Raw genomic sequence first — 21,647 nt, forward strand, 5'->3', positions numbered from 1 at the left:
AAGCTGATGCCGACGGCGTCACACGAGATGGTTTCGGTTTTCGAGCCGTCTGCTGAAGAACGCCATTCAATGGCACTCACGCCTTGCTCGCCACGAATACCGATCAGGCTCACGTCGCGTTCGATCCGCACGCCGCGCAATGTCAACCAGCCGACGTAATAGAGCCCTTTGGCGAACGTAGCGGGTTGGCGCGCGAGTTTCGGCGCGGCAGCAATCTGCTGCGATAGCGGACTCGTGTCGAGTACGGCCACCACCTGTGCACCGGCTTTCACGTACTGATAGGCCACGAGATAGAGCAGCGGCCCTGTGCCGGCCAGCACCACGCGTTGACCGATCGCACAGCCCTGCGCCTTTAACGCAACCTGCGCCCCGCCCAGCGTGTAGACGCCGGGCAGCGTCCAGCCCGGCACCGGCAACACGCGATCAGTGGCGCCGCTCGCGATGATCAGATGCGAAAACGGCACGCTGATTTCGCGCCCCGCGTGCAACGTATCGAGCCTGCCCGGTTCACACGCCCAGGCCAGCGTGTCGGGGCGATAGTCGAGGTGCGGAAGAAGCGCGGCCATCGTCGTATGCAACGCATCGGCTTTGTGGGCTTCGAAACCGTAGAGCGTTTTCTTGGAGCGCTGGAATGCGCCGTTCGCGGGCGGTTGACGATAAATCTGTCCGCCCCAGCGAGCGTTTTCATCCAGCACAATGGGCCTGACGCCTGCCGCAACGAGTGTTTCGGCGGCGCGCACGCCTGCCGGTCCCGCGCCGACGATCACCACGCGGTGTTCGTTGCTCATTGCATGTCTCCGTTTACAGCCGAAGTTGAGGCAGCAGCAGAGCCAGAATCAGAAGCAACGGCAGCGACCGGGGCCACTTCAGCGAGCCGCGTGATCACGCGCATGCCTTGCGTTACCAGCGTTGAGCACGCGCGCAAACGCAACCCGTCTTCCGTACGCATCCAGCAGTCCTGGCAGGCACCGATCAGGCAGAAGCCGGCACGTGGCGCGCCGCTGAATTCGCTTTCGCGCACGCGCCTTTGCTGCATCAACACGGCGGTCAGCAACGTATCGCCTTGCAAGGCGGAGACTTCGTGGCCGTCGATAAAAAAGCCGAGCGGTTCACGCTGTGTTTCCGTGACGCGAACGAATTGCGCATCACGCTTCGGCGCAGCGGATTCGGAAGACGGCAAATTCGACGGCATGTGAGAGAGGGCAGTAGAAGACATCAGTGCTGGCCGATCAGAATCCGGTTGAGCCCATACACGCGATCGAGCAACAGCATCGCGCCTGCGGTGATGAAGATCACCAGCGCGGAGACGGACGCCATCATCGGATCGATCGATTCGGTCGCGTACATGTACATGCGCACCGGCAGCGTGACGGTTTGTGGCGAAGTGACGAAGATCGACATCGTTAGCTCGTCGAAGCTGTTGATGAACGCGAGCAGCCAGCCGCCGGTAATGCCCGGCAGAATCATCGGGAAGGTGATGCGGCGAAACGTAGTCCACGCGTCGGCGCCGAGCGAGTGCGCCGCATGTTCGACGCTGCGATCGAGGCCGCTGACCGAGGCCAGCACGAGCCGCATGACGAACGGCGTGATGATGATCATGTGCGCGAGCACGAGCCACGCGAACGAGCCCGTTGCGCCGATCAGCGCGAAGAAGCGCAGCAATGCAATGCCGAGCACGAGGCCGGGAATCACCAACGGCGACAGCAGTAAGCCGTTGAGGAACCCGCGGCCCGGAAAACGAGCACGACCGATGGCCAACGCGGCAGGTAAAGCAACGATCAACGACAGCGTTGCAGAGGCGAACGCCAGCTTCAGGCTGTTGAAGAACGCCGAGATGAAGTCCGGATAATCGAGGATCGCGCGAAACCAACGCAGCGATACGCCGTGCGTGGGCAGTGTGAGCGTTTCGTCGGGCGTGAAGGCGACCAGCACCACGATTACGAGCGGTGCGAGCACGAACGCAATAACGAGTGTGTGGAAAATCAGCGCAATGGGGCCGTTTTTTCTCATGTTGATCTCGCGAGGTTCAGCCGAGGCTTCTGGTGTATTTGCGTTCCAGAACCCGGTAGTAAGTGAGCATCACGATCAGATTCGCGACCAGCAACAGGAGCGCGATGGTCGCGCCGAGCGGCCAGTTCAGCGAACCGAGGAATTCGTCGTAGACGGCGGTGGCGGCAACTTTCAGCCGCCGTCCGCCGAGCAGGCCGGGAATCGCGAACGCGCTCGCCGACAGGCCGAACACCATCAGGCTGCCCGACAGAATGCCAGGCGTAAGTTGCGGCAACACGATGCGGCGCAAGATCGTGGCGGGCGACGCCATTAGTGAAAGCGCGGCGTTTTCCGTTTGCGGGTCGAGCTTCTGCAACGCGGTCCACACCGGAATCACCATGAACGGCAGCATCACATGCATCAGTGCAATGACGATGGCGAAGGTGGTGTATTCGAGCTTGTATGGCCCGAGCCCGACGAGACCGAACGCCTGATTCACGAGACCGTTGCTGTTGAGCAGCATGCTCCAGCCAAATGCGCGAACCACGACCGAGACCAGCAGCGGCGCGAGAATGATCAGCAGGAACATCGAGCGATACGGATCGCGCATGCGCGACAGCACGTACGCTTCGGGCGTGCCGATCACGATGCACAGCAGGGTGGTCAGAAAAGCGATGCCGAAGGTGCGCAGGAAGATCGTGTGAAAATACGACGATTTCAGCACTTCCGCATAATTGCCGAACTGGAATGCCGCGAGTGGGCCGCTCGACGGATCGAAGCGATAGAAGGTCAGTACCAGCGTCATCACGAGCGGTACCAGCACGAGCGTGGCAAACAGCAGGAAAGCCGGCGTGCACATCAGCCACAAGGGCAAAAACGCCTGCCACGGCGCGCGGCGCGCATTGCCGGTCTTCATGCTGTTGTTGTCCGAAGCGGGCAGCGTACTAGCCATGATGCGCATCCCGTTGAATGAAGCGGATCGCCTCGCTGTTCCAGTCGACACCCACCGCCGCGCCTTCCGGCAGCGGCTCGGTGCCTTCGTTCTGGCAGCACACCAGCACTTCGCCGAGCCGGCTGTCCATGCGATACAGCCATTGGCTGCCGAGGAAGAAGCGGCTTGTCACCGTGGCCGCCAGACGTCCCGTATTCGGCGCGCACAGGCGCAGCTTTTCCGGGCGAATGCACAACGTCACCGCATCGCCGACGCCTACCACGCGTTCGCGCATCGGCAGTTGCGCGGTGTGGCCGGTCTCGGCGAGATCGTGTCCGAGGTCGATGCGGATCGCGTCGCCGTCGCGTGCCACCACCGTGCCCGCCAGCATGTTGGCCTTGCCGATGAACTGCGAGACGAATCTGTTTTCAGGCCGCTCGTAAGCTTCGTACGGCGTGTCGATCTGCGTAATACGGCCTGCTTCCATCACCACCACGCGGTCGCTGATCGACAGCGCCTCCGACTGGTCGTGCGTGACCATAATGGTGGTCGTGCCGATCTTGCGCTGAATGGTGCGCAGTTCGAACTGCATGTCTTCGCGTAGCTTGGCGTCAAGGTTCGACATGGGTTCGTCGAGCAGCAACACGGGCGGCGCGATCACGATCGCGCGGGCAAGCGCCACACGCTGCCGCTGCCCGCCGGACAACTCGCGCGGAAAGCGGTGTGCGAGCGTATCGAGCCGCACCAGCGCCAGCGCCTCGCGCACGCGCGCCTTGCGCTCGGCTTTGTCGGTGTTGCGCATCTCGAGTCCGAAGCCGACGTTGTCAGCGACGCTCATATGCGGAAACAGCGCGTAGCTCTGGAATACGATGCCGAGGCCGCGCTTGTTCGGCTTCATGTGCGTGATATCGCGGCCATCGAGCGTGATGCGCCCGCGTGTCGTTTCGACGAAGCCCGCGATCATCTGCAACGTAGTGGTCTTGCCGCAGCCGGACGGGCCAAGCAACGAAACGAACTCGCCTTTTTCAACTGACAGGTTCACGTCGGCGACTGCCTGCAGATCGCCGAACGATTTCGCGACGTCCGTGAGTGTGAGGGACGACATGATCTGGCCTTTGGATGGGTCGACACCGGTTCAATCGGCAACTGCCTCGATGGAGCCGACTCTATCCAGCCAAATTGCAGGACGTCAATTTCAAATTCCGATTGGCGGTATAAGATTCAAAAAAATTCCGTTGGACGGAATAGTTTGGCGAGAATGTGTACGAACTGTTCCGCTGCATGAGGTCCGGAAAATCCCTATGAATCAGGATCAAGTTCGAATGGAACGAGCGTGCCGGTAATATTCCATTCACGGGTAAAACACTCTATAGTGTTCCGATCAATGAAATAATTCGGAGCGCTAGAGATGAATGCTGCCGCCAAACGAGATGCCGATTCCGATCTGGCCGAAGTGGGCAGTGCGCCCGGCCCGGGGATGCTGGAGCGCGCCTTCGCGGTGATCCGTGCGTTATCCGAAGCGCAACCCGACGGCGGCCGCGTCACGCGTCTCGCGAAGGCGGTGGGTCTCACGCAAGGCACGGTGCACCGCATTCTTCATGCGCTGATCGCGGAAGGCATCGTCGAACAGGACGAAAGCTCGAAGCTTTATCGGCTGAGCGTCGATTTCTTTGCGCTCGCCGCGCAGGCCGGCAATCCGAGCGGCATGCGCACGCTGTGTCGCCCGGCGTTGCTGCGGCTGTGCGCGAGCCTCGGCGACACGATTTTTCTGCTGGTCAAAAGCAGTTTCGACGCGGTGTGTCTCGACATCTGCGAAGGGCCGTTTCCGATTCGCTCGTTCACCGGCGATATTGGCGGGCGCGTCGCACTGGGTGTCGGTCAGGGAAGCCTGGCGATTCTCGCGTTCCTGCCGGAAGCGGAGCGTGAAGAGATCATTCGCTTTAACGTGCCGCGGATTCGCGGCTATGGCGTACTTGACGAAGTGTATTTGCGCACCGAAATCGAACGTGTGCGCCAACTCGGTTACGCGGGTCGCAATAGCGGGGTGCTCGACGGCATGGCGGGCGTGGCGGTGCCGATTCTGGACCGCACGGGCGTCGCGGTGGCGGCGCTTAGCGTCGGCACGCTGGCGGCGCGTCTCGGCGAAGATCGTTTGCCGATGGTGGTCGAATTGCTGCGGCGCCAGGCGGATGCGATCGGCCCGCAAACCAATCCCTTCGACGTCGCGCTGCGCCGGCCGATGCATGGTTTGTCGCGAGCGATGACGACCGAGCGGATTGCGGGGTAGGTGTGATCGGAGTAAGGCGCCACGTCGTAATGATCGGCAGGCAAACCGCAAGACCCGCTGGGGTATTTTGGCTAGCAGTCTGTCATACAGTGAGGGTGGCAGCGTTACCCAGGAAGAATCATCGCCACCTTTCGAGAATGAAACATTTTCCTCGGTCAACCACGACAACTCCGGTACTGGCGTGCTGAATGTTCGCTCGGCCAATAGTTCGCCATCTTTTGCGTTGTACACGCGGCCTATGTAGTCAGAATCCCCCCCGGGATTCCATTGCAGTAGGCACAGTTCGGCTGTGTAACGTCCTCCATCTGAGGTGATCTTGCTGCAGTCATGTGCTTTTGACCTCAGGTCAGCACTGAGCCAGTAATTGACCACAACCCATAGCACGGCCACGCAGACAATCCACTTAGCCCACAATCCGGCGATACGTCTGAGGCGCGTAGCTCGTCCTGTTGATTGCGAAAAAGTGATGACCAGCGACCAGACGAAGCTAACCAGCACAACCAGCGCAACAAGGACGAGCGCATAGAACGCCGTCATGCCTTCGGAATATCCTTGCATTCCCATCAAAGGTGGACTGTCATGGGTGGGTAAATCGGCACGAAACGACAATCCGAATAGACGACAAAGTCGCCGCCGCGTTTATGTCGCATCGCCCACTGCCGGAATGAACTGTTTTTGACGGGGTAGTAGATGTTCCCGCTCACGCGCACATCCCCGACCGCAACGGGATAGTCAACGTAAGGAAGCCACGGTTTATCGAGGATCGAGGCCCCGGCATTGTAGGGGACGATAACAACTCCATTTCGGCTCCAGTGCCCCAGATACTGTGATGCTTCGCCGAGCTTATCCGTGAAAGTGTAGTTATCCCGGACATATACGTAGATGCCTTTCACCTTGGCGGCCGTAGCATCGCTGTTAAATTCGGCATATGCGATAGCAGCATAGAAGTTGAACGAACCGAGCGCCCCTGTCAGATCGTCTGGCGTCCCTCCGTTCGTCATGTTCGAAGCAATGAACTGGCTGATTTTTTGCGAGAGAGTACTTTCGACGCCCACGTGCTGAAATTGAAAATGTCTATGCAGGTTTGCAAGACGCTTCCCGCTGAAATCCCATGTGTCGAGTTCAGCGCAGCTTCGTTTGTACCGGGAGAGAGTCAGAGCAAGTTGTTGCATGGCTCTAGGGCTACGGATCGCAGTATTGACCAATGCATCGTATTGGTCCTTTGCTCGCCTGAAATTCAACACCCAGTCCAGCTTTATCGTGGTCGTATCATACATGCTGGGTGGATATGGCTTGCCATCCTGATTGATCTCCGCCTTCTCGTCGCTATCGGTGGATGAATAGTTTAACTCACCAGCGAACCACTTTTCCATCAGCATGGCCGATTTGGACATGAAGTTCTTGCGCATCGCACCGGGAATCTCCTGTATGTCAAATACCGGTACAGCGTCTGCCCTTGCCGCCTGCGCGGCCGTCGGGGGCTTAGGCGGACCAGGAGTGTCCAGCCATTTCCTGAAACGGGCTGTTGCCTCCAGTACTGCCAGCAAACCATCGCCAACTTCTTTTTTGTTGCGAGGTTCTTTCGGGACCGGTGGTGGTTGCGATTGATCACGCAGTGCGGGTGGAGCTTTGTCACTCGAAAGATTTACATCCGGCACAATCTGACATCCGACATTGCCGTCGCATAGAGTCCATCGCCAAAGGACGTTGTTTGTTTTGTAGTAGGGGATTTTCCCATAGTTGGAGAGGGGCATTTTTTTCGCATACGGTTTCGGGATGCCGATTTCCGGCTACGATTCGCTGCCGTTTTTTCGGATCAGTAATCCTAACCGGCTCACGCATCTCGAAAAACATGTTTATGTCGATTCGGCACGTGCAGATGTACCTCCGCCACACCTGCACGCACAAAAGAACGCTGTTTAGGGACCCATACACAAGGCCATAAAACCCACCAAACTCAGAACACCTTCACCGGCACATTCACCACCAGCCGGTACTCCATATTGTTGCCATCGGAGTAATAGCGCGAGGCGTTGTGCCACATCGCGATGAACGTGACCTTGGTGTCCTTGAAGCGACCGCTTTGCAGCGTATAGCTCGGAATGAAGCCGAACTCGTGATGGTGACCATGCACCGGTTCACCGTTCTTCCAGTACAGGTTGTGCAGCGGCGCCGACGCCGAAGCATTATCCGCGGCACCTGCTGATGCGTCCGCGCCCCAGCCGTACTCGCCCCAGAACATCGCCTTGAACCCCGGCACGCCGGCGTATTTGCCGTCGAACGTGTAGCGCAATTGCAGCGACTGCTCATGCGGCGCGTTGTAGTCGACGTCCATCGAGTTGGTCAGGTAGATACCGTTGGTTTCGTTGACGTAGTCGAAAAACTGGTCGCCGAGCACTTGCTGGTAACCGAGCAGCAGCGCGTGCGGGCCGTGCTGCGCTGAGACCGACAAACTGTACGCGTTGCTGTTGATGTGCCCCTGGCGTGATGCGCCGGTATCGTGCGTCGAATAGATGTTCGCGAGACCGCTCCACTTGATGGTGGTCGGATCGCCGAACGACTGCGCCACCGAGCCATAGTACTGACGCCAGACGTCGTCCGCCTGGTCGACATACAGCGCCATTTCCCCGTTCTTCGCGTAGTGCCACGTACCACCCACGTAAGTCAGGCGATCGATACGCGTGCCGCCGTACGAGGTGGTCAAGTTGGTCAGGTTCGTGTGGCCGCGTGCGTCGACTTTGGTGAAACTGCCGCCCTCGAGCGTCGTATGAACCAGATCGTTGCTGACCATCGAGACACCGAGGAATGTCGGCGGCAGCGCGCGATCGTGTGGCTCGAGGAACGGGTTGGTGACGATCTGCAAACCGTACTTCACGACCGTTTCCGAAATGCGTCCCTTGATGTCGTACATGCCGGGGTAAGCCCACGCGAGCTGTTGCGAGCCGCCGCCATCCTTGCCTACGTGCACCATGTTGCTGGCGCCGTTGCCGCCGTCGAGTTTGAGCGCGGTGAACAGTGACGCGTCGACGCCGAAGCCGACCGGGCCTTGCGTGAAGCCTGATTCATAGTTGGCTTGCGCGCCCTGAATCCACGCATGCCGATAGATCGAGGTGGGGGCCTGGAAGTAGTCGGCGTAATTGCGGAATTGCAGATTCAGATGGCTGTCGGCGATAAAACCCTTGCTCGCCGCCTGGCTCGACAGCGGCGCGGGCGGTGTGACTGTCTGGTTGGCTTCTGCGTTGACGATGGCGTTAGTGGTGTCGGGTTGATCGTTGCGTACCTGGCCGCCCTGGTCCGCTCCGCGCTTGCCGGAGGCGTTGGCCGCGTTCGCCTGTGACACTGACGAAGCTTGCGACCGCTGCCCGGAAGAGGACAACGTTTGCGCGAGAGTTTGAGTTTTCGTCGTATCGGAGGTGGGCTCCCCTACGGCGTCGTCGGCATAAGCACTCGCGCCAATGGTCAGCGCGGCTAGGGTGAATGCGCAGTAAAAGAAGGTGGCTGCACTAGTTTTTTTTGACCGGTTTTTTGTTCGGCTATCTTTCATATAGAACGTCTCTGTTATTTTGGTGAATCTTTGGCTGACGGTTGGCCAGTCCATGCTTATCGTTCGTCCTGCTGATGACAGGACGAACGAATCCAACGGCGCGACGGTCTGCCGCGCCGGGGGAATACGGTTTAAATTTTCAGACTTTTTTTTTAGCCATGTCCCAAGGGGTTGCCTACGGGGCGTGCGCCAAGGGCACTTCCGTCGGGGCGTCGCTCACGCGAATGCACGCGATGCGTGTTGCGCTCGCACCATGCGTGACAGGCTGCGGAATCTCGTTCGCGCAGGCCTCGATCGCATCCGGGCAGCGCGTGCGAAACGCGCAGCCGGAGGGCGGACTGAGCGGCGACGCAATCTCGCCGCGTAACAGCAGATGACGGCGTGCGCGTTCAACCACTGGATCGGGCACTGGCACGGCCGACAGCAACGCGCGCGTGTACGGATGACGTGGCGTGCCATACACGTCGCGCTTGTCGCCGAATTCCATCACACGTCCCAGATACATCACCAGCACGCGGTGGCTGATCGCCTTGACGACCGCGAGATCGTGCGCGACGAACAGCAGCGACAGCGACAACTCGCGCTGCAGATCGCGCAACAGATTGACGATCTGCGCCTGGATCGACACGTCGAGCGCCGACACCGGTTCATCGCATATCACCAGCTGCGGTTCGCCAATCAACGCACGCGCAATGCCGACGCGTTGACACTGGCCGCCGGAAAACTCGTGCGGATAGCGGCGCAGATGCTGCGCATTGAGGCCGACGCGTTCGAGCATTGTCAGAACACGCCGCTGCACGTCGGTGCGCGCAATGTCCTGGCCGTAAGTGGTTAAGGGTTCGGCGACGATCTGTTCGATCGTCATGCGCGGATCGAGTGAGGCAAGCGGGTCCTGGAAAATCATCTGCACGTCGCGGCGCAAGCGCGAGGTATCGCGGCGCGCGCCCGGTAGCACGGTTTCCTTGTCGAGCCAACGCACGTTGCCGCTTGCCACCGGCGCGAGGCCGATGATCGCGCGCGCCAAGGTGGACTTGCCGCAACCCGATTCACCGACGAGGCCAACGGTTCTATTTGCAGAATCAGCCCCGCTTGGCGGTTGGGCGCACGTGTTTGTATCAGACGCGACGCCGGCCGCTGTTTTTCATTCCGCACTCAGCGATCCTGCGCGGCGGAGCGTTGTCCGGCACGTTCCATCCGAACGCTGGCCGGCATGAGGACATGACTATCACTGCCGATTTTTCCCGCCGCGGGCTTTGCGCCCGCCGCCTGGCGCGGCCGCCATCTGCCGTCCGCCGGATAGCCGCCCTCCGGTTCGCCGGCCGCCCGATCCCCGTTTTCCGCGATGCTTTATCATTGAGCCCGTTCCGCTTGCCGGAGCCCGAGCCTGATGTGGCGCAGCGCCCCCTAGGGCGACTTCCTTCGGAACGTACCGCGTGGCGGGCCTCTATCCCATACTCTGGTTTTTCTGTTGGTACCGGCGCCTCAGTTTGCAGTTCAGTTTGCAAATGAGCGCGCAGTTCAGTTTCCAGATGAACATGTAGATGAGCGTGCCACCGACTACGCACATGCAAATGCGTGCGCCGCGTCGCGCATGGTTCATCGACCGTTTTTCCAGATCCAGTTTTTCGCGCCGCGTGGTCAGCCCACGCGCCGCCGCAACCGTAAGAACAAGAGGTACATGATGAATTCGTCCAATCCCCCAGGCGCACGCGTCTCGCAGACCCGTTCGTTCTCGACGGTCTTTCTGATCGAGATGTGGGAGCGCTTCGGTTACTACGGGATGGCCGCGCTGCTGGTCCTGTTCATGATCGACAAGCTGAACTTCACCGACAGCCACGCCACCCTCACCTGGGGCGCGTTTACGGCGCTGGTGTACGCGGCGCCGTCGATCGGCGGCTGGATCGGCGACAAGATTCTCGGCGCGCGCCGCACGATGATCTTCGGCGCCTTCGTGCTGGCGGCCGGCTATTTCATGCTGGCGCTGCCCAACGAGCAATTGAGCTACATGTACGCGTCGCTCGGCGTGATCGTGGTGGGCAACGGGCTTTTCAAGGCAAACGCCGCGAACCTCGTGCGCCGCATCTATGAAGGCGACGACGCACGCATCGACAGTGCATTCACGATCTACTACATGGCGGTCAATATCGGCTCGACGGCGTCGATGCTCGCGACGCCATGGATCAAGGACCATTGGGGGTGGCACACGGCATTCGCGGTCTGCTGCGCGGGCATGCTGCTGTCAGTGTTGAACTACTTCATCATGTTCCGCACGCTCGCGCATATCGGCTCCACGCCGGACGCCGAACCGATCCGCTGGAAGCGCGTCGGCGCGGTCGCGCTGGGCGGTATCGTGCTCGGCACGGTAACGATGTTCGTGCTGCAGCACAAGGCAATTGCGGTGGCTTGCGTGTACACGGCGGGCGTCGCGATTCTGGCGATCTTCGGCTACATGCTGATGAAGTGCGAACGCTCGGAGCGCTCGGGTCTGGTTGCGGCGCTGATCCTGACCGCGCAAGTGATCCTGTTTTTCGTGTTCTACGTGCAGATGTCGACGTCGCTCACGCTGTTCGCGCTGCGCAACGTCGATCCGCGTTTCATTCTGTTCGGCCAGACGTGGTTCACGTGGAGCGCTGCGCAGTTCCAGGCGCTCAATCCGATCTGGATCATGTTGCTGAGCCCGGTACTCGCGCTGCTCTATACGAAGCTCGCGAAGAGCGGGAAGGACGTGCCGGTGGCGGTCAAGTACGCATTCGGCTTCGCGGTGGTAGCGGCCGGCTTCTTCGTGTATGCGGCGAGCGGCAACTATGCGGTGAACGGGCGCGTGTCGTCATGGTTCATGGTGGGCGGCTACGGCTTGTATTCGCTCGGCGAACTGCTGGTGAGCGGACTCGGTCTCGCGATGATCGCGCGCTACGTGCCGGCGCGGATGAGCGGCTTCATGATGGGCGCTTACTTCGTGGCAACCGGCGTGTCGCAGTATCTGGGCAGCGTGGTCGCGAACTTCGCGCAGATGCCGGCAGGCGATATGGACCCGCTCGAATCGTTGCCGTTGTACGTCAAGCTGTTTACGGGCCTGGGCTGGCTCGCGGCAGCGGGCGCGCTGGTCGCCGTGCTGCTGTTGCCGCTGATGCGCAAGCTGTCGCGTGAACATCAGCGCTGCAGCGACGAAGCGCGTGAGAATGCGCGGCAAACGGCTGCATTGAGTGGGGCGGTGGCGGAGTAATTTCGCCGCAGCCTGTAAAGGGGCGTCACAGCGGGGCGTCACAGCGCCGCTCACCGGTCACCGGCCGCAAGTAACCACGCGCAGTTCACACGGAACCGCTGGCCGGTCGCAAGAAACTTTGCGTCGGCCGTTCGCCAACATGCGACTTGCCACTCGGCAGCGCAATAAAAATGGCGCGCCTCGCGTCACCGGGGCGCGCCATTTTGCGTTTCATGCGTTGCGCGTGCTCGCTCGCGTGTAGTCGCACCTGCTCCGCGCATTTACTCCGGCATTTTCCGGAACGAAACCGCAATCCGGTTCCAGCCGTTGATCGCGATGATCAGCAAGGTCAGGTCGCTCATCTCCTGCTCGGTGAAATGCGGCTTCACCGCTTCCCATACCTCATCCGGTACACGTGTTTGCGCGACCAGCGTGACCGATTCGGTCCATTCGAGCGCCGCGCGTTCGCGCTCGGTGAAGAACGGCGCTTCGCGCCATGCCGCCACTGTTGCCAGGCGCCGCTCGGTTTCGCCGTGCTTGCGCGCGTCCGTCACGTGCATATCGAGGCAGAACGCGCAGCCGTTCAGCTGCGATGCGCGGATCCGCACCAGTTCCGCGAGCGGTTTGTCGATCGTGCTTTTGCCGATGGTTTCTTCGAGCGCGCGCATCGCGCGGGTGCCGCCTGGGCTGGCTTTGTAGAAGTCGAGACGGGCTTGCATGAACTGTTCCTTATCGTAAGTTTCCGCTCCGATGGCGGCGACGGAGGTAAGCTTACGATTGGCATTGGTCTTTCGGAATAACCATTTCTCGGATATTTGAGGTAACCACTCGGATGGAGATCCATATCGCGGTAGAAGGGCGTCACGATCTGTCAGGACAGATCTACCGGCAGTTGCGTGCCGGCATACTCGAAGGGCGTCTCGCCGGCGGCACGCGGTTGCCGTCCACGCGCGATCTCGCCACGCAACTGGGCGTGTCGCGCAAGACCACCCTCGAGGCATTCGAACGGCTGCTTTCTGAGGGCTATCTGAGCGCCCGCGCCGGTTCGGGCACGTTCGTGGCTGACGGTCTGGAGCGTCTGCCGGTGGAGCGCTCGCCGCATGCACTGGCCGCTGAGACGGCGCGCGAACGGGCGAAGGCGAAACCAAAATCGGCGGCGCGCGCCCAGCCGCTGTGGGAGCAGATGTCCGAGCCCCTGCCGTTGCCGTTGCCCACGGTGGCCTCGCCGCACGATTTCGTCGGCGGCGCGACCGACAAATCGCTGTTCCCCTTCGATGTCTGGCGCCGCTGTGTGAACCACGCATTGCGTGTGCAAGCGCGCGGTCGAGGCACGTATCGCGACGCAGCCGGCGAGCAGGAGTTGCGTCTCGCGATTTCGCGCTACCTGGCGTTCAACCGGGCGGTCGTGAGCAACTGGGAGGAGGTGATCGTCACGCAAGGTGCGCAGCACGCGCTCGATCTGATCGCGCGCATCACCTTGCGGCCTGGTGAGATCGCGGCGATCGAGGACCCCGGCTATCCACCGGCGCGGGCATGCTTCATGGCCACGGGCGCACGCGTGGTGCCGGTTCCGGTGGACGCCGAAGGCCTGATCGTGAGCAAGCTCCCGGACAAGGCGCGGCTCGTCTACGTGACGCCCTCGCATCAGTTTCCGCTCGGCATGCCGATGAGTCTGGAGCGGCGCGTCGAGTTGCTCGAATGGGCACAGAAACGTGGCGCCGTGATCATCGAGGACGATTACGACTGCGAGTACCGCTTCGAAGGCCGGCCGATGGAGCCGCTGAAAAGTCTCGACCGGGCCGGTCTCGTCGCGTACGTGGGCACGTTTTCGAAGACGATTTTCCCGGAGCTGCGGGTCGGCTACGTGGTGCCGCCGGCCTCCCTCTATGGTCCGCTCTTCAAGGCCCGGCAGATCGCCGACTGGCACGGCTGCACGCTCACACAAACCGCGCTCGCGACCTTCATGCTCAACGGCGACTTCGCCAAGCATCTGCGGCGCATGCATAAGATCTATGCGGGCCGTCGCGCGATGCTGCTGAAGCATCTGCGGGGCGATCTCGCGCCGTGGTTCGAGCCGATCGTGCCGATTGCCGGCATCCATATGGCCACGCGGCTGAAGGCGCCGTTGACCGAGGAGGCGCTGGTGAGCGCGGCGCGTGAAGCGTCGATCGGTTTGTATGGACTCGCGCCGTTTCATCAGCGCGTGAAACCGCAGCCCAGCCTGATGTTCGGCTACGGCAGCATCGCCGTCGAACATATCGACGCGGCACTCACGAAGCTCGCCGGTATCCTGCCGCGCCTCACGCGCTGACGACCCGGAGTACGAAAAACATTACTTAAGCCTATCTAATGCCATACAAATCGTTGTCACAAACCAGCCGTAACCTTGCGCCTCTGTAATTGTTTGTAAGGCAGTGTCGGCCCGAATGGACCGGCGCGACAAGACAACAACCCGGAGGATGGTAGGGATGCGAGTAACGTTTATGGCAGGAAAGAGGATGCGCACGCTTCGTGTGGCCAGCGCCCTGGGTGCATTAGGCGCATTGAGCGCGATCGGCATCACGGCATGCAGCAGCAGCGACATTGATACGCCGCAGTCGCAGCCGCAGCCGCAGGTGGCGAACGGTACGAAGGCGACGCTTGCGTTGCTGGAAACCACCGACATCCACACCAATCTCCTCAGCTACGACTACTACAAGCTGGCAGAAGACAAGTCACTCGGTCTGGAGCGCACGGCGACGCTAATCGCGGCGGCGCGCAAGGAATTCCCGAACACGATGTTGCTCGACGACGGCGACACGATCCAGGGCACAGCGCTCGCCGACTACCAGGCGCAGGTCGCGCCGATCGATTGCAAGACGACGCTCGGCGTCTACAAGGTGATGAACCTGCTGAAGTACGACGCGGGCACCATCGGCAATCACGAATTCAACTACGGCCTGCCGTTCCTGGCGCAAGTCACCGGCAACGCGTTCGACGTGCCGAACATGAGTCCGGTCGCGTCGCAACCGGCGTGCGCGGGGCCGAACTTCCCGCTGGTGCTCTCGAACGTGCTCGGCGCGAAATCGCAGCAGCCGATTTTCAAGCCGTACACGATCCTCGAACGCACGCTCACCGCCACCACGCCCGACGGCAAGACCGTCAGCGCGCCGGTGAAAATCGGCGTGATCGGCTTTACGCCGCCCGCGATCATGGCGTGGGATAAGCGCTGGCTCGACGGCAACGTCTACACGCAGGGGCTGGTGGAAAGTGCGTCGAAGTATGTGCCGGAAATGAAGGCGAAGGGCGCGCAGATCATCGTCGCGATGTCGCATGGCGGGCTCGACAATTCGACCTATTCGCCGTCGATGGAAAACGGCAGCTACTATCTTTCGAAGGTGCCTGGCATCGACGCGCTGCTGATCGGCCACTCGCATCAGGTATTCCCCGATAAGAACAGCACGGTCACGCAATTCAACCTGCCGGGCGTCGACAAGGTGAAGGGCACCGTCAACGGCGTGCCGACCGTGATGGCGAATTTCTGGGGCAAGCATCTCGGCGTGATCAAACTCGCGCTGAACTACACGAACGGTACGTGGACGGTGGACCGCAATTCGAGCACGGCGGAAGCGCGCTCGATCCAGAACGCGGATAACAGCTACGTGGCAGTCGATCCGGCGATCTCGCAGGCGATCGCAGCCGAACACAACGCGACCATCAACTATGTGAAAACGCCGATCGGCACGACCGATTTCCGCATGAGCACGTATTTCGCGGATGTGGGCGACGTGTCGGCCATCGAAATCGTCAACCAGGCGCAGGCGGCCTACACGCAGGACTACATCAACGCGAATCTGCCGCAATATGCGGGCATTCCGGTGCTGTCGGTGAGCGCGCCGTTCAAGAGCGGTTTTGGCGGCGGCAACGATTTCACCGACGTCTCGCAAGGCAACGTTGCGATCAACAACGCCGCCGATCTCTACCTGTACCCGAACACGATTTATGCGGTGAAGGTGACGGGCGCCGATCTGAAGGCGTGGCTCGAAACCGCGGCGAAGCGCTTCAACAAGATCGATCCGGCCAATACGGCGGCGCAGGCGCTGGTCAGTACCTATCCGGGCTATAACTTCGACATGATCACGTCGAAGGATTTCAGCTACGAAATCGACGTCACCCAGGCAGTCGGCAGCCGGATCCGCAACCTGAAATATCAGGGCGCGGCGATCTCGGAGTCGCAGCCGTTCATCGTCGCGACCAACAACTATCGTGCGAGCGGCGGCGGCAATTTCCCGGGTCTGGATGGCAGCAAGACGATTTACGCCTCGCCGGATGCGAGCCGCGACGTCCTGATCGCCTACATCAAGAAGGTGCAAACCATCAAGGGGGCGAACAACGGCAGCGACCGTAGCTGGCGCTTCGCGAAGGTGGCGACGGCCGGGCAGGTGACGTTCAAGGCGGCGCCGAACCTGGTAGCGCTCGCGCAGGCCAACGGCATCACCAACGTCACCCAGCTCCAGACCGACGACGGCACCGGCAAGGGTCTCGCGGTCTACTCGGTGGACCTCAACCAATGACGGCGCGCTTCTATCTGCCGCGGGCGGCCGTGGCGGTGACTATCGCGATGGCCGTCGCGCTCGCTGCCGGTACGGTCGCGGCCACGCGCGTGGCGACGCCCGTGTCCAACGTGCAGATCGACGAGTGGCGGATGCAGGGCACAGCCACGCACGCGGCGTGGCCGGTGTGGCGGTTGCGCCTTGCCGCGGCGTTCGGCAATGCGGCGGCGCGTGAGGCTCTCGCCGACGTGCTGGTGAGCTCGGTGCAACTCGACGAACGGCGCGACGGCGTCGAGTTGTATCGTCAACTTGCGCTCGACGCTGTGCCGGGCGCGCGGGCCACGCTCGGACATCTGCTGTTGCGCGGACTGCCCGGCATCGCGCCGGATTACGTGGAAAGCCGCCGCTGGTTGAGCGAATCCGCATCGCATGATCCGCAGGCTGCTTACGATCTGTCGACGCTTTATCGCAACGGCTACGGCGTCGCGCGTGATCCCCGCCTTGCAGTTCGCTGGCTCGAACAGGCGGCGCAAGCGGGCGTACCGCTCGCGCAATTCCAGCTCGCCAACGAGTACCGTTTCGGCACGACGCTGCCGCACGACGACGCCCAGGCGCTGCAATGGCTGACACGCGCGGCCAATGCGGAGTTACCCGAGGCCAATCTGGCGCTGGCGATCGCGTATCGCAACGGCGAGCTCGGCATGGCGCGCGACGAAGACGAGTACTGGGCCCACGTGAAAGAGAGCGAGCACGATCTGAAGCACGTCAGCCGGCCCTGATCGTGCGTTGAAACGCGCCTGCGATTTTCTGTCGCAGAGCAAGGTTAGCCGCCCCCTGCAGAGACTTTCGCTGCAGGGGGCGTGTTTTTTCCGTCGCGTGATTCGGCATCGCGAGTGCGCCGGAGAGCGATGGTTTTGCCATCGAGCTGCTTCGAATCGCGATCCGCCGGCCATCGTCCGGCGCCGAAAGTGCCTCTATTCATGCATCGAAACGACTTGTAACGCGCTTTACGTGTTCGTGTTGCAGACCTCGCCGACGCACGTTTACCCGCTAAAACAAGGATCAAAATGTGTTGCGCAGTCTGCGCCGCGCAACAAACCTTCGCTGTTATACACAAAAGATTCGCGCAAATCGTATTAGCGCTTGTAGAATCCGGCGTTGAAGCGTGCACATACCGTGTGCGCTTCGTGCAATTCACTGACCACTACAGGTAGGAGAAACATGCCGACTTCCGCAAAAAAGGTGGCAAAGAAGGCTGCTGCCCCGGTACCGACCAAGAAGGTTGCTGCAAAGAAAGTTCCTGCGAAGAAAGCCGTCGCAGCTAAGAAGGTCGCCGTGAAGGCGTCCAGCGCTCCGTCGCCGATCAAGGACACCTTCACGAAGGCCTCGCTGGCTGCTCACGTTGCTGAACGCGCTGCTGTTGAACCGAAGGCTGCCAAGGCTGTGCTGGCCGCGCTCGAAGACACGATCCTCGGCGCAGTGCACAAGAAGGGCGCTGGCGAATTCACGCTGTCGGGTCTTCTGAAGATCGTCGTGCAAGCTGTGCCGGCGAAGAAGAAGCGCTTCGGCAAAGACCCGTTCTCGGGCGAAGAGCGTTGGTTCCCGGCCAAGCCGGCTAGCGTGCGCATCAAGGCACGTCCGCTGAAGAAGCTGAAAGACGCAGCAGCAGGCTGATCGTGCTTCATGCGTTGCCGCGGTTTTGACCGTGCGTTATTAACCCTGGGTTTTAACCGTGTGCTTTTAACCGTGCGCTTTTAACCGTGGTTAACGTTTGAGCCGACCCGCAGTGCAAGTTGTCCAGATCCCCGTGGATGCGAATCCCCGGGGATTTTTTATGCGCGTCTGCTGTGGTTCCGCGAACCCGCCACCGCCCGCCGCGGTGCCCCTTATGCACCGTACTAGCGCATCATGGGTCGCCGCAGTACGATGGCAGCGAAGCCATGCCGGTCGGGATGCGCTCTTAGCGTGCATGCACCGTGTTTGGCACGTAAAAAGCTCAATGGCATAGCGCTTGCTTCAACGATTGTCGAACACCGAATGCGCAGCGCATTCGCCTTCTATCCGACAACAAGAGCGGGGCGTGACATGCGATGCTATGACGAGATGCGTCATCATGACGATGCCGTGCGGCCACACTACGCGCGCTTTGAGCGGTGGCTGGTGAAGCAGGGCAATGAGGCGATCGCACGCAAACGCGCGGAAGCCGACCTGCTGTTCCGCCGGGTCGGCATCACCTTTGCGGTGAACGGCGATTTGTCCGGCACCGAGCGGCTGATCCCCTTCGATCTGATTCCGCGCATCATTCCGCGCAGCGAATGGCAGACGCTCGAGGCCGGTTTGCGACAGCGGGTGCAGGCGCTCAATCTTTTTATCCACGACGTCTATCACGATCGCAACATCGTGCGTGCCGGTATCGTGCCGGCCGAACAGGTCTATACAAACGCGCAATACCGGCCTGAAATGCAGGGCGTCAACGTGCCGCTCGGTGTTTACGCGCATATTGCCGGGGTCGACGTGGTGCGCGCGGGCGACGAGGGCGAGTTCTACGTGCTCGAAGACAACCTGCGGGTGCCGTCGGGCGTGTCCTACATGCTGGAAAACCGCAAGATGATGATGCGGCTTTTCCCCGAACTGTTCGTGCAAAACCGCATTGCACCGGTCGCACATTATCCCGATCTGCTGCTCGACACACTGCGCTCGGTTGCGCCCGAAGGTGTCGACGATCCGGTCGTGGTGGTGCTCACGCCGGGCATGTACAACTCCGCCTATTTCGAGCACACCTTCCTCGCGCAGCAGATGGGCGTCGAACTGGTGGAAGGCAAGGATCTGTTCGTCGACGACAACTATGTGTTCATGCGCACCACGCAGGGGCCGAAGCGCGTCGACGTGATCTACCGCCGCGTCGACGACGATTTTCTCGATCCGCTCGCCTTCCGCAACGATTCGGCGCTGGGCGTGCCGGGTCTGCTGACCGCGTATCGCGCCGGACGTGTCGCGCTGGCGAACGCCATGGGCACCGGCATCGCCGACGACAAATCGGTCTACCCGTACGTGCCGGAAATGATCGAGTTTTACCTCGGCGAGAAGCCGATCCTCAACAACGTGCCCACGTTCCAGTGTCGCAAGCCCGACGATCTCGCGTACACGCTCGCGCATCTGCCGGAACTGGTTGTGAAGGAAGTGCACGGCGCGGGCGGTTACGGGATGCTGGTGGGGCCTGCGTCGACGAAAGCCGAAATCGAATCGTTCCGCGAACGTCTGATTGCACGGCCCGCGGGTTATATCGCGCAGCCCACGCTGGCGCTCTCCGCGTGTCCGACCTTTGTCGAAGCGGGCATTGCGCCGCGCCATATCGATTTGCGTCCCTTCGTGCTGTCCGGCAAGAGCGTGACGATGTGCGCGGGTGGTCTCACGCGCGTGGCCTTGCAGGAGGGCTCGCTCGTCGTCAATTCGTCGCAGGGAGGCGGTACCAAAGATACGTGGATGGTCGACTGACGCGCAACCGCGCCAGCAACCTAACGCACCGGCAGACGAGTCAAACTGTCGCCGGCGCACACGGATAACCAGCGCGGACCTTTTACTTGTGCAAAGGTCTCGCGTCATCAGATACGGAACGCCGTCATGCTAAGCCGAACCGCCGATCACCTCTTCTGGATGGCCCGCTACATGGAGCGCGCGGAGAACACCGCCCGCATGCTCGACATCAACCTGAAGGCGCTGCTGTTGCCGCAAACGCCCGAACAGGAGGCGCGCGCGCAACGCTCGGTGCTGCGCATCTCCGAACTCGAATCCGCCTTCGCGCAACGCTACGACGAACCGACCCGCGAACATGTGCTCGATTTCATGGTGGCCGATGCGACCAATCCGTCGAGCATTCATTCGTGTTTGCAGGCCGCGCGAGAAAACGCCCGCGCCGTGCGCGGCACCTTGACGACCGAGTGGTGGGAAACCATCAACGACACCTGGCTCGAGTTTAACGAACGCGCCGCGTCGGGCCAGGCGTCGAGCAATCCGGGCGCGCTCTTTGAGTGGGTGAAGTTCCGCTCGCACCTGTCGCGCGGTGTGACGATCGGCACCGCGTTGCAGGACGACGCGTTCTTCTTCACGCAGCTCGGCACTTTTCTCGAACGCGCCGACAACACCGCGCGGATTCTCGACGTGCGCTTTGCCGACGTCGAGCCGAATTCACGCGATGCCGCGCGCCAGCTCGAAGACTTCTACTACTGGACTTCGATTCTCAGTTCGGTGTCGGCGCTGGAGATTTATCGCAAGGTGTATCGCGATGTCGTCACGCCGGCGCGGGTGGTCGAACTGATGATTCTGAACCAGCAGATGCCGCGCTCGTTGCTGGCTTCGCTCGAAGGCGTCTGCGCGAATCTGGCGATGCTGCGCACGCCGGGCTCGAACCAGTGCGAGCGGTTTGCCGGCAAGCTGCGCGCCGAGCTGGTGTATTCCGACATCCGGCAGATTTTCGAAGCCGGCCTGCACGCCTATCTGACGCAGTTCCTTGCTCGCGTGTTCGAGCTCGGTAATCTGGTTGCGCGTACCTATCTGATGCTGCCAGTCGCCTGACGGAGTTTTATATGGTCCTGACGATCCGCCACGACACGTCCTATCGTTACGAAGCGACTGTCCATTATTCGATCCAGCAACTGCGTCTGACGCCGTCGAGCGGCACCTCGCAGGTGGTGCGGCGCTGGAGCATCGATGCGCCCGGCAAGCTCGACGCCACCTTCGACGCTTATGGCAATGTGCTGCATACGCTCGTCATCAACAAACCGCACGGCGAGATTCGTCTGCATGTAACGGGCGAAGTGGACACGATCCCGCTGATCAACGGCCAGCTGCCCGACGCAGTCGGCCCGATTCCGCTCGAGCACTTCACCTGCTCGACGCGTCTCACCGAGGCCGACGCGGCGATCCGCGAGCTGGCCGAATCGGTGCCGAGCCTCGCGAGTTCGAGCAATCTGATCGAATTGTCCGAACAGATCGTGCAGCGCGTGAAGTACAACCCGGGCATCACCGAAGTCACCAGCACGGCCGCCCAGGCGCTCGCGCTCGGCAACGGCGTGTGCCAGGACCATGCGCATCTGATGCTGGCCTGCTGTCGCGCGCGTGGCATTCCGGCGCGTTACGTGAGTGGCTACATCGAACCCGGCGAA

General features: G+C 61.3%; 17 protein-coding genes and 1 pseudogene. 9 read left to right on the top strand and 9 right to left on the bottom strand.

Going from position 1 to position 21,647, the window contains the following annotated elements:
• The 5 genes from VFE81_RS25465 to VFE81_RS25485 form a co-directional block, all read right to left on the bottom strand.
• Positions 1–788 (bottom strand): FAD/NAD(P)-binding oxidoreductase (locus tag VFE81_RS25465; protein ID WP_325047231.1); only part of this gene is annotated, 788 nt, incomplete at its 3' end.
• The gene (locus VFE81_RS25470) at positions 785–1,192 is read right to left on the bottom strand and encodes a (2Fe-2S)-binding protein (protein ID WP_325047244.1); all 408 of its coding nucleotides are present in this window, start codon (positions 1,190–1,192) and stop codon (positions 785–787) included. The genes VFE81_RS25470 and VFE81_RS25465, both read right to left, overlap by 4 nt.
• A 23-nt stretch (positions 1,193–1,215) precedes the next feature.
• Complete coding sequence (locus VFE81_RS25475) at positions 1,216–2,010, bottom strand: ABC transporter permease (protein ID WP_120344644.1); 795 nt, start codon at positions 2,008–2,010, stop codon at positions 1,216–1,218.
• 16 nt (positions 2,011–2,026) lie between these two features.
• Positions 2,027–2,941, bottom strand: coding sequence for an ABC transporter permease (locus tag VFE81_RS25480; protein WP_325047232.1), 915 nt, complete (start codon positions 2,939–2,941; stop codon positions 2,027–2,029).
• Positions 2,934–4,025: an ABC transporter ATP-binding protein gene (locus tag VFE81_RS25485; protein WP_325047233.1), complete on the bottom strand. Its 1,092-nt coding sequence runs from the start codon at positions 4,023–4,025 to the stop codon at positions 2,934–2,936. Before VFE81_RS25485 ends, VFE81_RS25480 begins: the two co-directional genes overlap by 8 nt.
• 303 nt (positions 4,026–4,328) lie before the next feature.
• On the opposite strand from VFE81_RS25485, the gene VFE81_RS25490 reads away from it, so the two are divergent.
• Positions 4,329–5,207: an IclR family transcriptional regulator gene (locus VFE81_RS25490; RefSeq protein ID WP_325047234.1), complete on the top strand. Its 879-nt coding sequence runs from the start codon at positions 4,329–4,331 to the stop codon at positions 5,205–5,207.
• 563 nt (positions 5,208–5,770) lie between these two features.
• Here VFE81_RS25490 and VFE81_RS25495 read toward each other — a convergent pair.
• The 3 genes and pseudogenes from VFE81_RS25495 to VFE81_RS25505 all read right to left on the bottom strand — a co-directional run.
• Positions 5,771–6,961, bottom strand: a complete 1,191-nt coding sequence (locus VFE81_RS25495) for a DUF6402 family protein (RefSeq protein WP_325047235.1) — start codon at positions 6,959–6,961, stop codon at positions 5,771–5,773.
• 203 nt (positions 6,962–7,164) lie between these two features.
• Positions 7,165–8,751 carry an OprD family outer membrane porin gene (locus VFE81_RS25500; RefSeq protein WP_325047236.1) on the bottom strand — a complete coding sequence of 529 codons (1,587 nt, stop codon included), beginning with the start codon at positions 8,749–8,751 and terminating at the stop codon, positions 7,165–7,167.
• Positions 8,752–8,926: 175 nt separating this feature from the next.
• Positions 8,927–9,817, bottom strand: a pseudogene (locus tag VFE81_RS25505) (ABC transporter ATP-binding protein); the annotation flags it as partial.
• 615 nt (positions 9,818–10,432) lie between these two features.
• Here VFE81_RS25505 and VFE81_RS25510 point away from each other — a divergent pair.
• On the top strand, positions 10,433–11,974 hold the full coding sequence (locus VFE81_RS25510; RefSeq protein WP_325047245.1) for an oligopeptide:H+ symporter: 1,542 nt from the start codon (positions 10,433–10,435) through the stop codon (positions 11,972–11,974).
• Positions 11,975–12,234: 260 nt separating this feature from the next.
• On the opposite strand, the gene VFE81_RS25515 is transcribed toward VFE81_RS25510, so the two are convergent.
• Positions 12,235–12,672 (bottom strand): carboxymuconolactone decarboxylase family protein, encoded by a 438-nt coding sequence (locus VFE81_RS25515; protein WP_325047237.1) that lies wholly within the window; start codon positions 12,670–12,672, stop codon positions 12,235–12,237.
• Positions 12,673–12,785: 113 nt separating this feature from the next.
• On the opposite strand from VFE81_RS25515, the gene VFE81_RS25520 reads away from it, so the two are divergent.
• The 7 genes from VFE81_RS25520 to VFE81_RS25550 form a co-directional block, all read left to right on the top strand.
• Entirely contained in the window at positions 12,786–14,264 is a 1,479-nt protein-coding gene (locus tag VFE81_RS25520; protein ID WP_325047238.1) for a PLP-dependent aminotransferase family protein, read from the top strand.
• Between the two features lie 187 nt (positions 14,265–14,451).
• Positions 14,452–16,506: a bifunctional 2',3'-cyclic-nucleotide 2'-phosphodiesterase/3'-nucleotidase gene (locus tag VFE81_RS25525; RefSeq protein ID WP_325047239.1), complete on the top strand. Its 2,055-nt coding sequence runs from the start codon at positions 14,452–14,454 to the stop codon at positions 16,504–16,506.
• Positions 16,503–17,264, top strand: coding sequence for a tetratricopeptide repeat protein (locus VFE81_RS25530; RefSeq protein ID WP_325047240.1), 762 nt, complete (start codon positions 16,503–16,505; stop codon positions 17,262–17,264). The genes VFE81_RS25525 and VFE81_RS25530 overlap by 4 nt, the downstream gene beginning before the upstream one ends.
• 442 nt (positions 17,265–17,706) lie before the next feature.
• On the top strand, positions 17,707–18,159 hold the full coding sequence (locus VFE81_RS25535) for an HU family DNA-binding protein (protein WP_028198339.1): 453 nt from the start codon (positions 17,707–17,709) through the stop codon (positions 18,157–18,159).
• Between the two features lie 411 nt (positions 18,160–18,570).
• Positions 18,571–19,980 (top strand): circularly permuted type 2 ATP-grasp protein, encoded by a 1,410-nt coding sequence (locus VFE81_RS25540; protein WP_325047241.1) that lies wholly within the window; start codon positions 18,571–18,573, stop codon positions 19,978–19,980.
• 126 nt (positions 19,981–20,106) lie between these two features.
• Positions 20,107–21,057: an alpha-E domain-containing protein gene (locus VFE81_RS25545; RefSeq protein WP_325047242.1), complete on the top strand. Its 951-nt coding sequence runs from the start codon at positions 20,107–20,109 to the stop codon at positions 21,055–21,057.
• An 11-nt stretch (positions 21,058–21,068) separates the two neighbouring features.
• The coding region (locus VFE81_RS25550; protein WP_325047243.1) for a transglutaminase family protein at positions 21,069–21,647 on the top strand (579 nt) is incomplete at its 3' end.

The organism is Paraburkholderia sp. (assembly GCF_035656215.1).
Classification (GTDB): Bacteria; Pseudomonadota; Gammaproteobacteria; order Burkholderiales; family Burkholderiaceae; genus Paraburkholderia.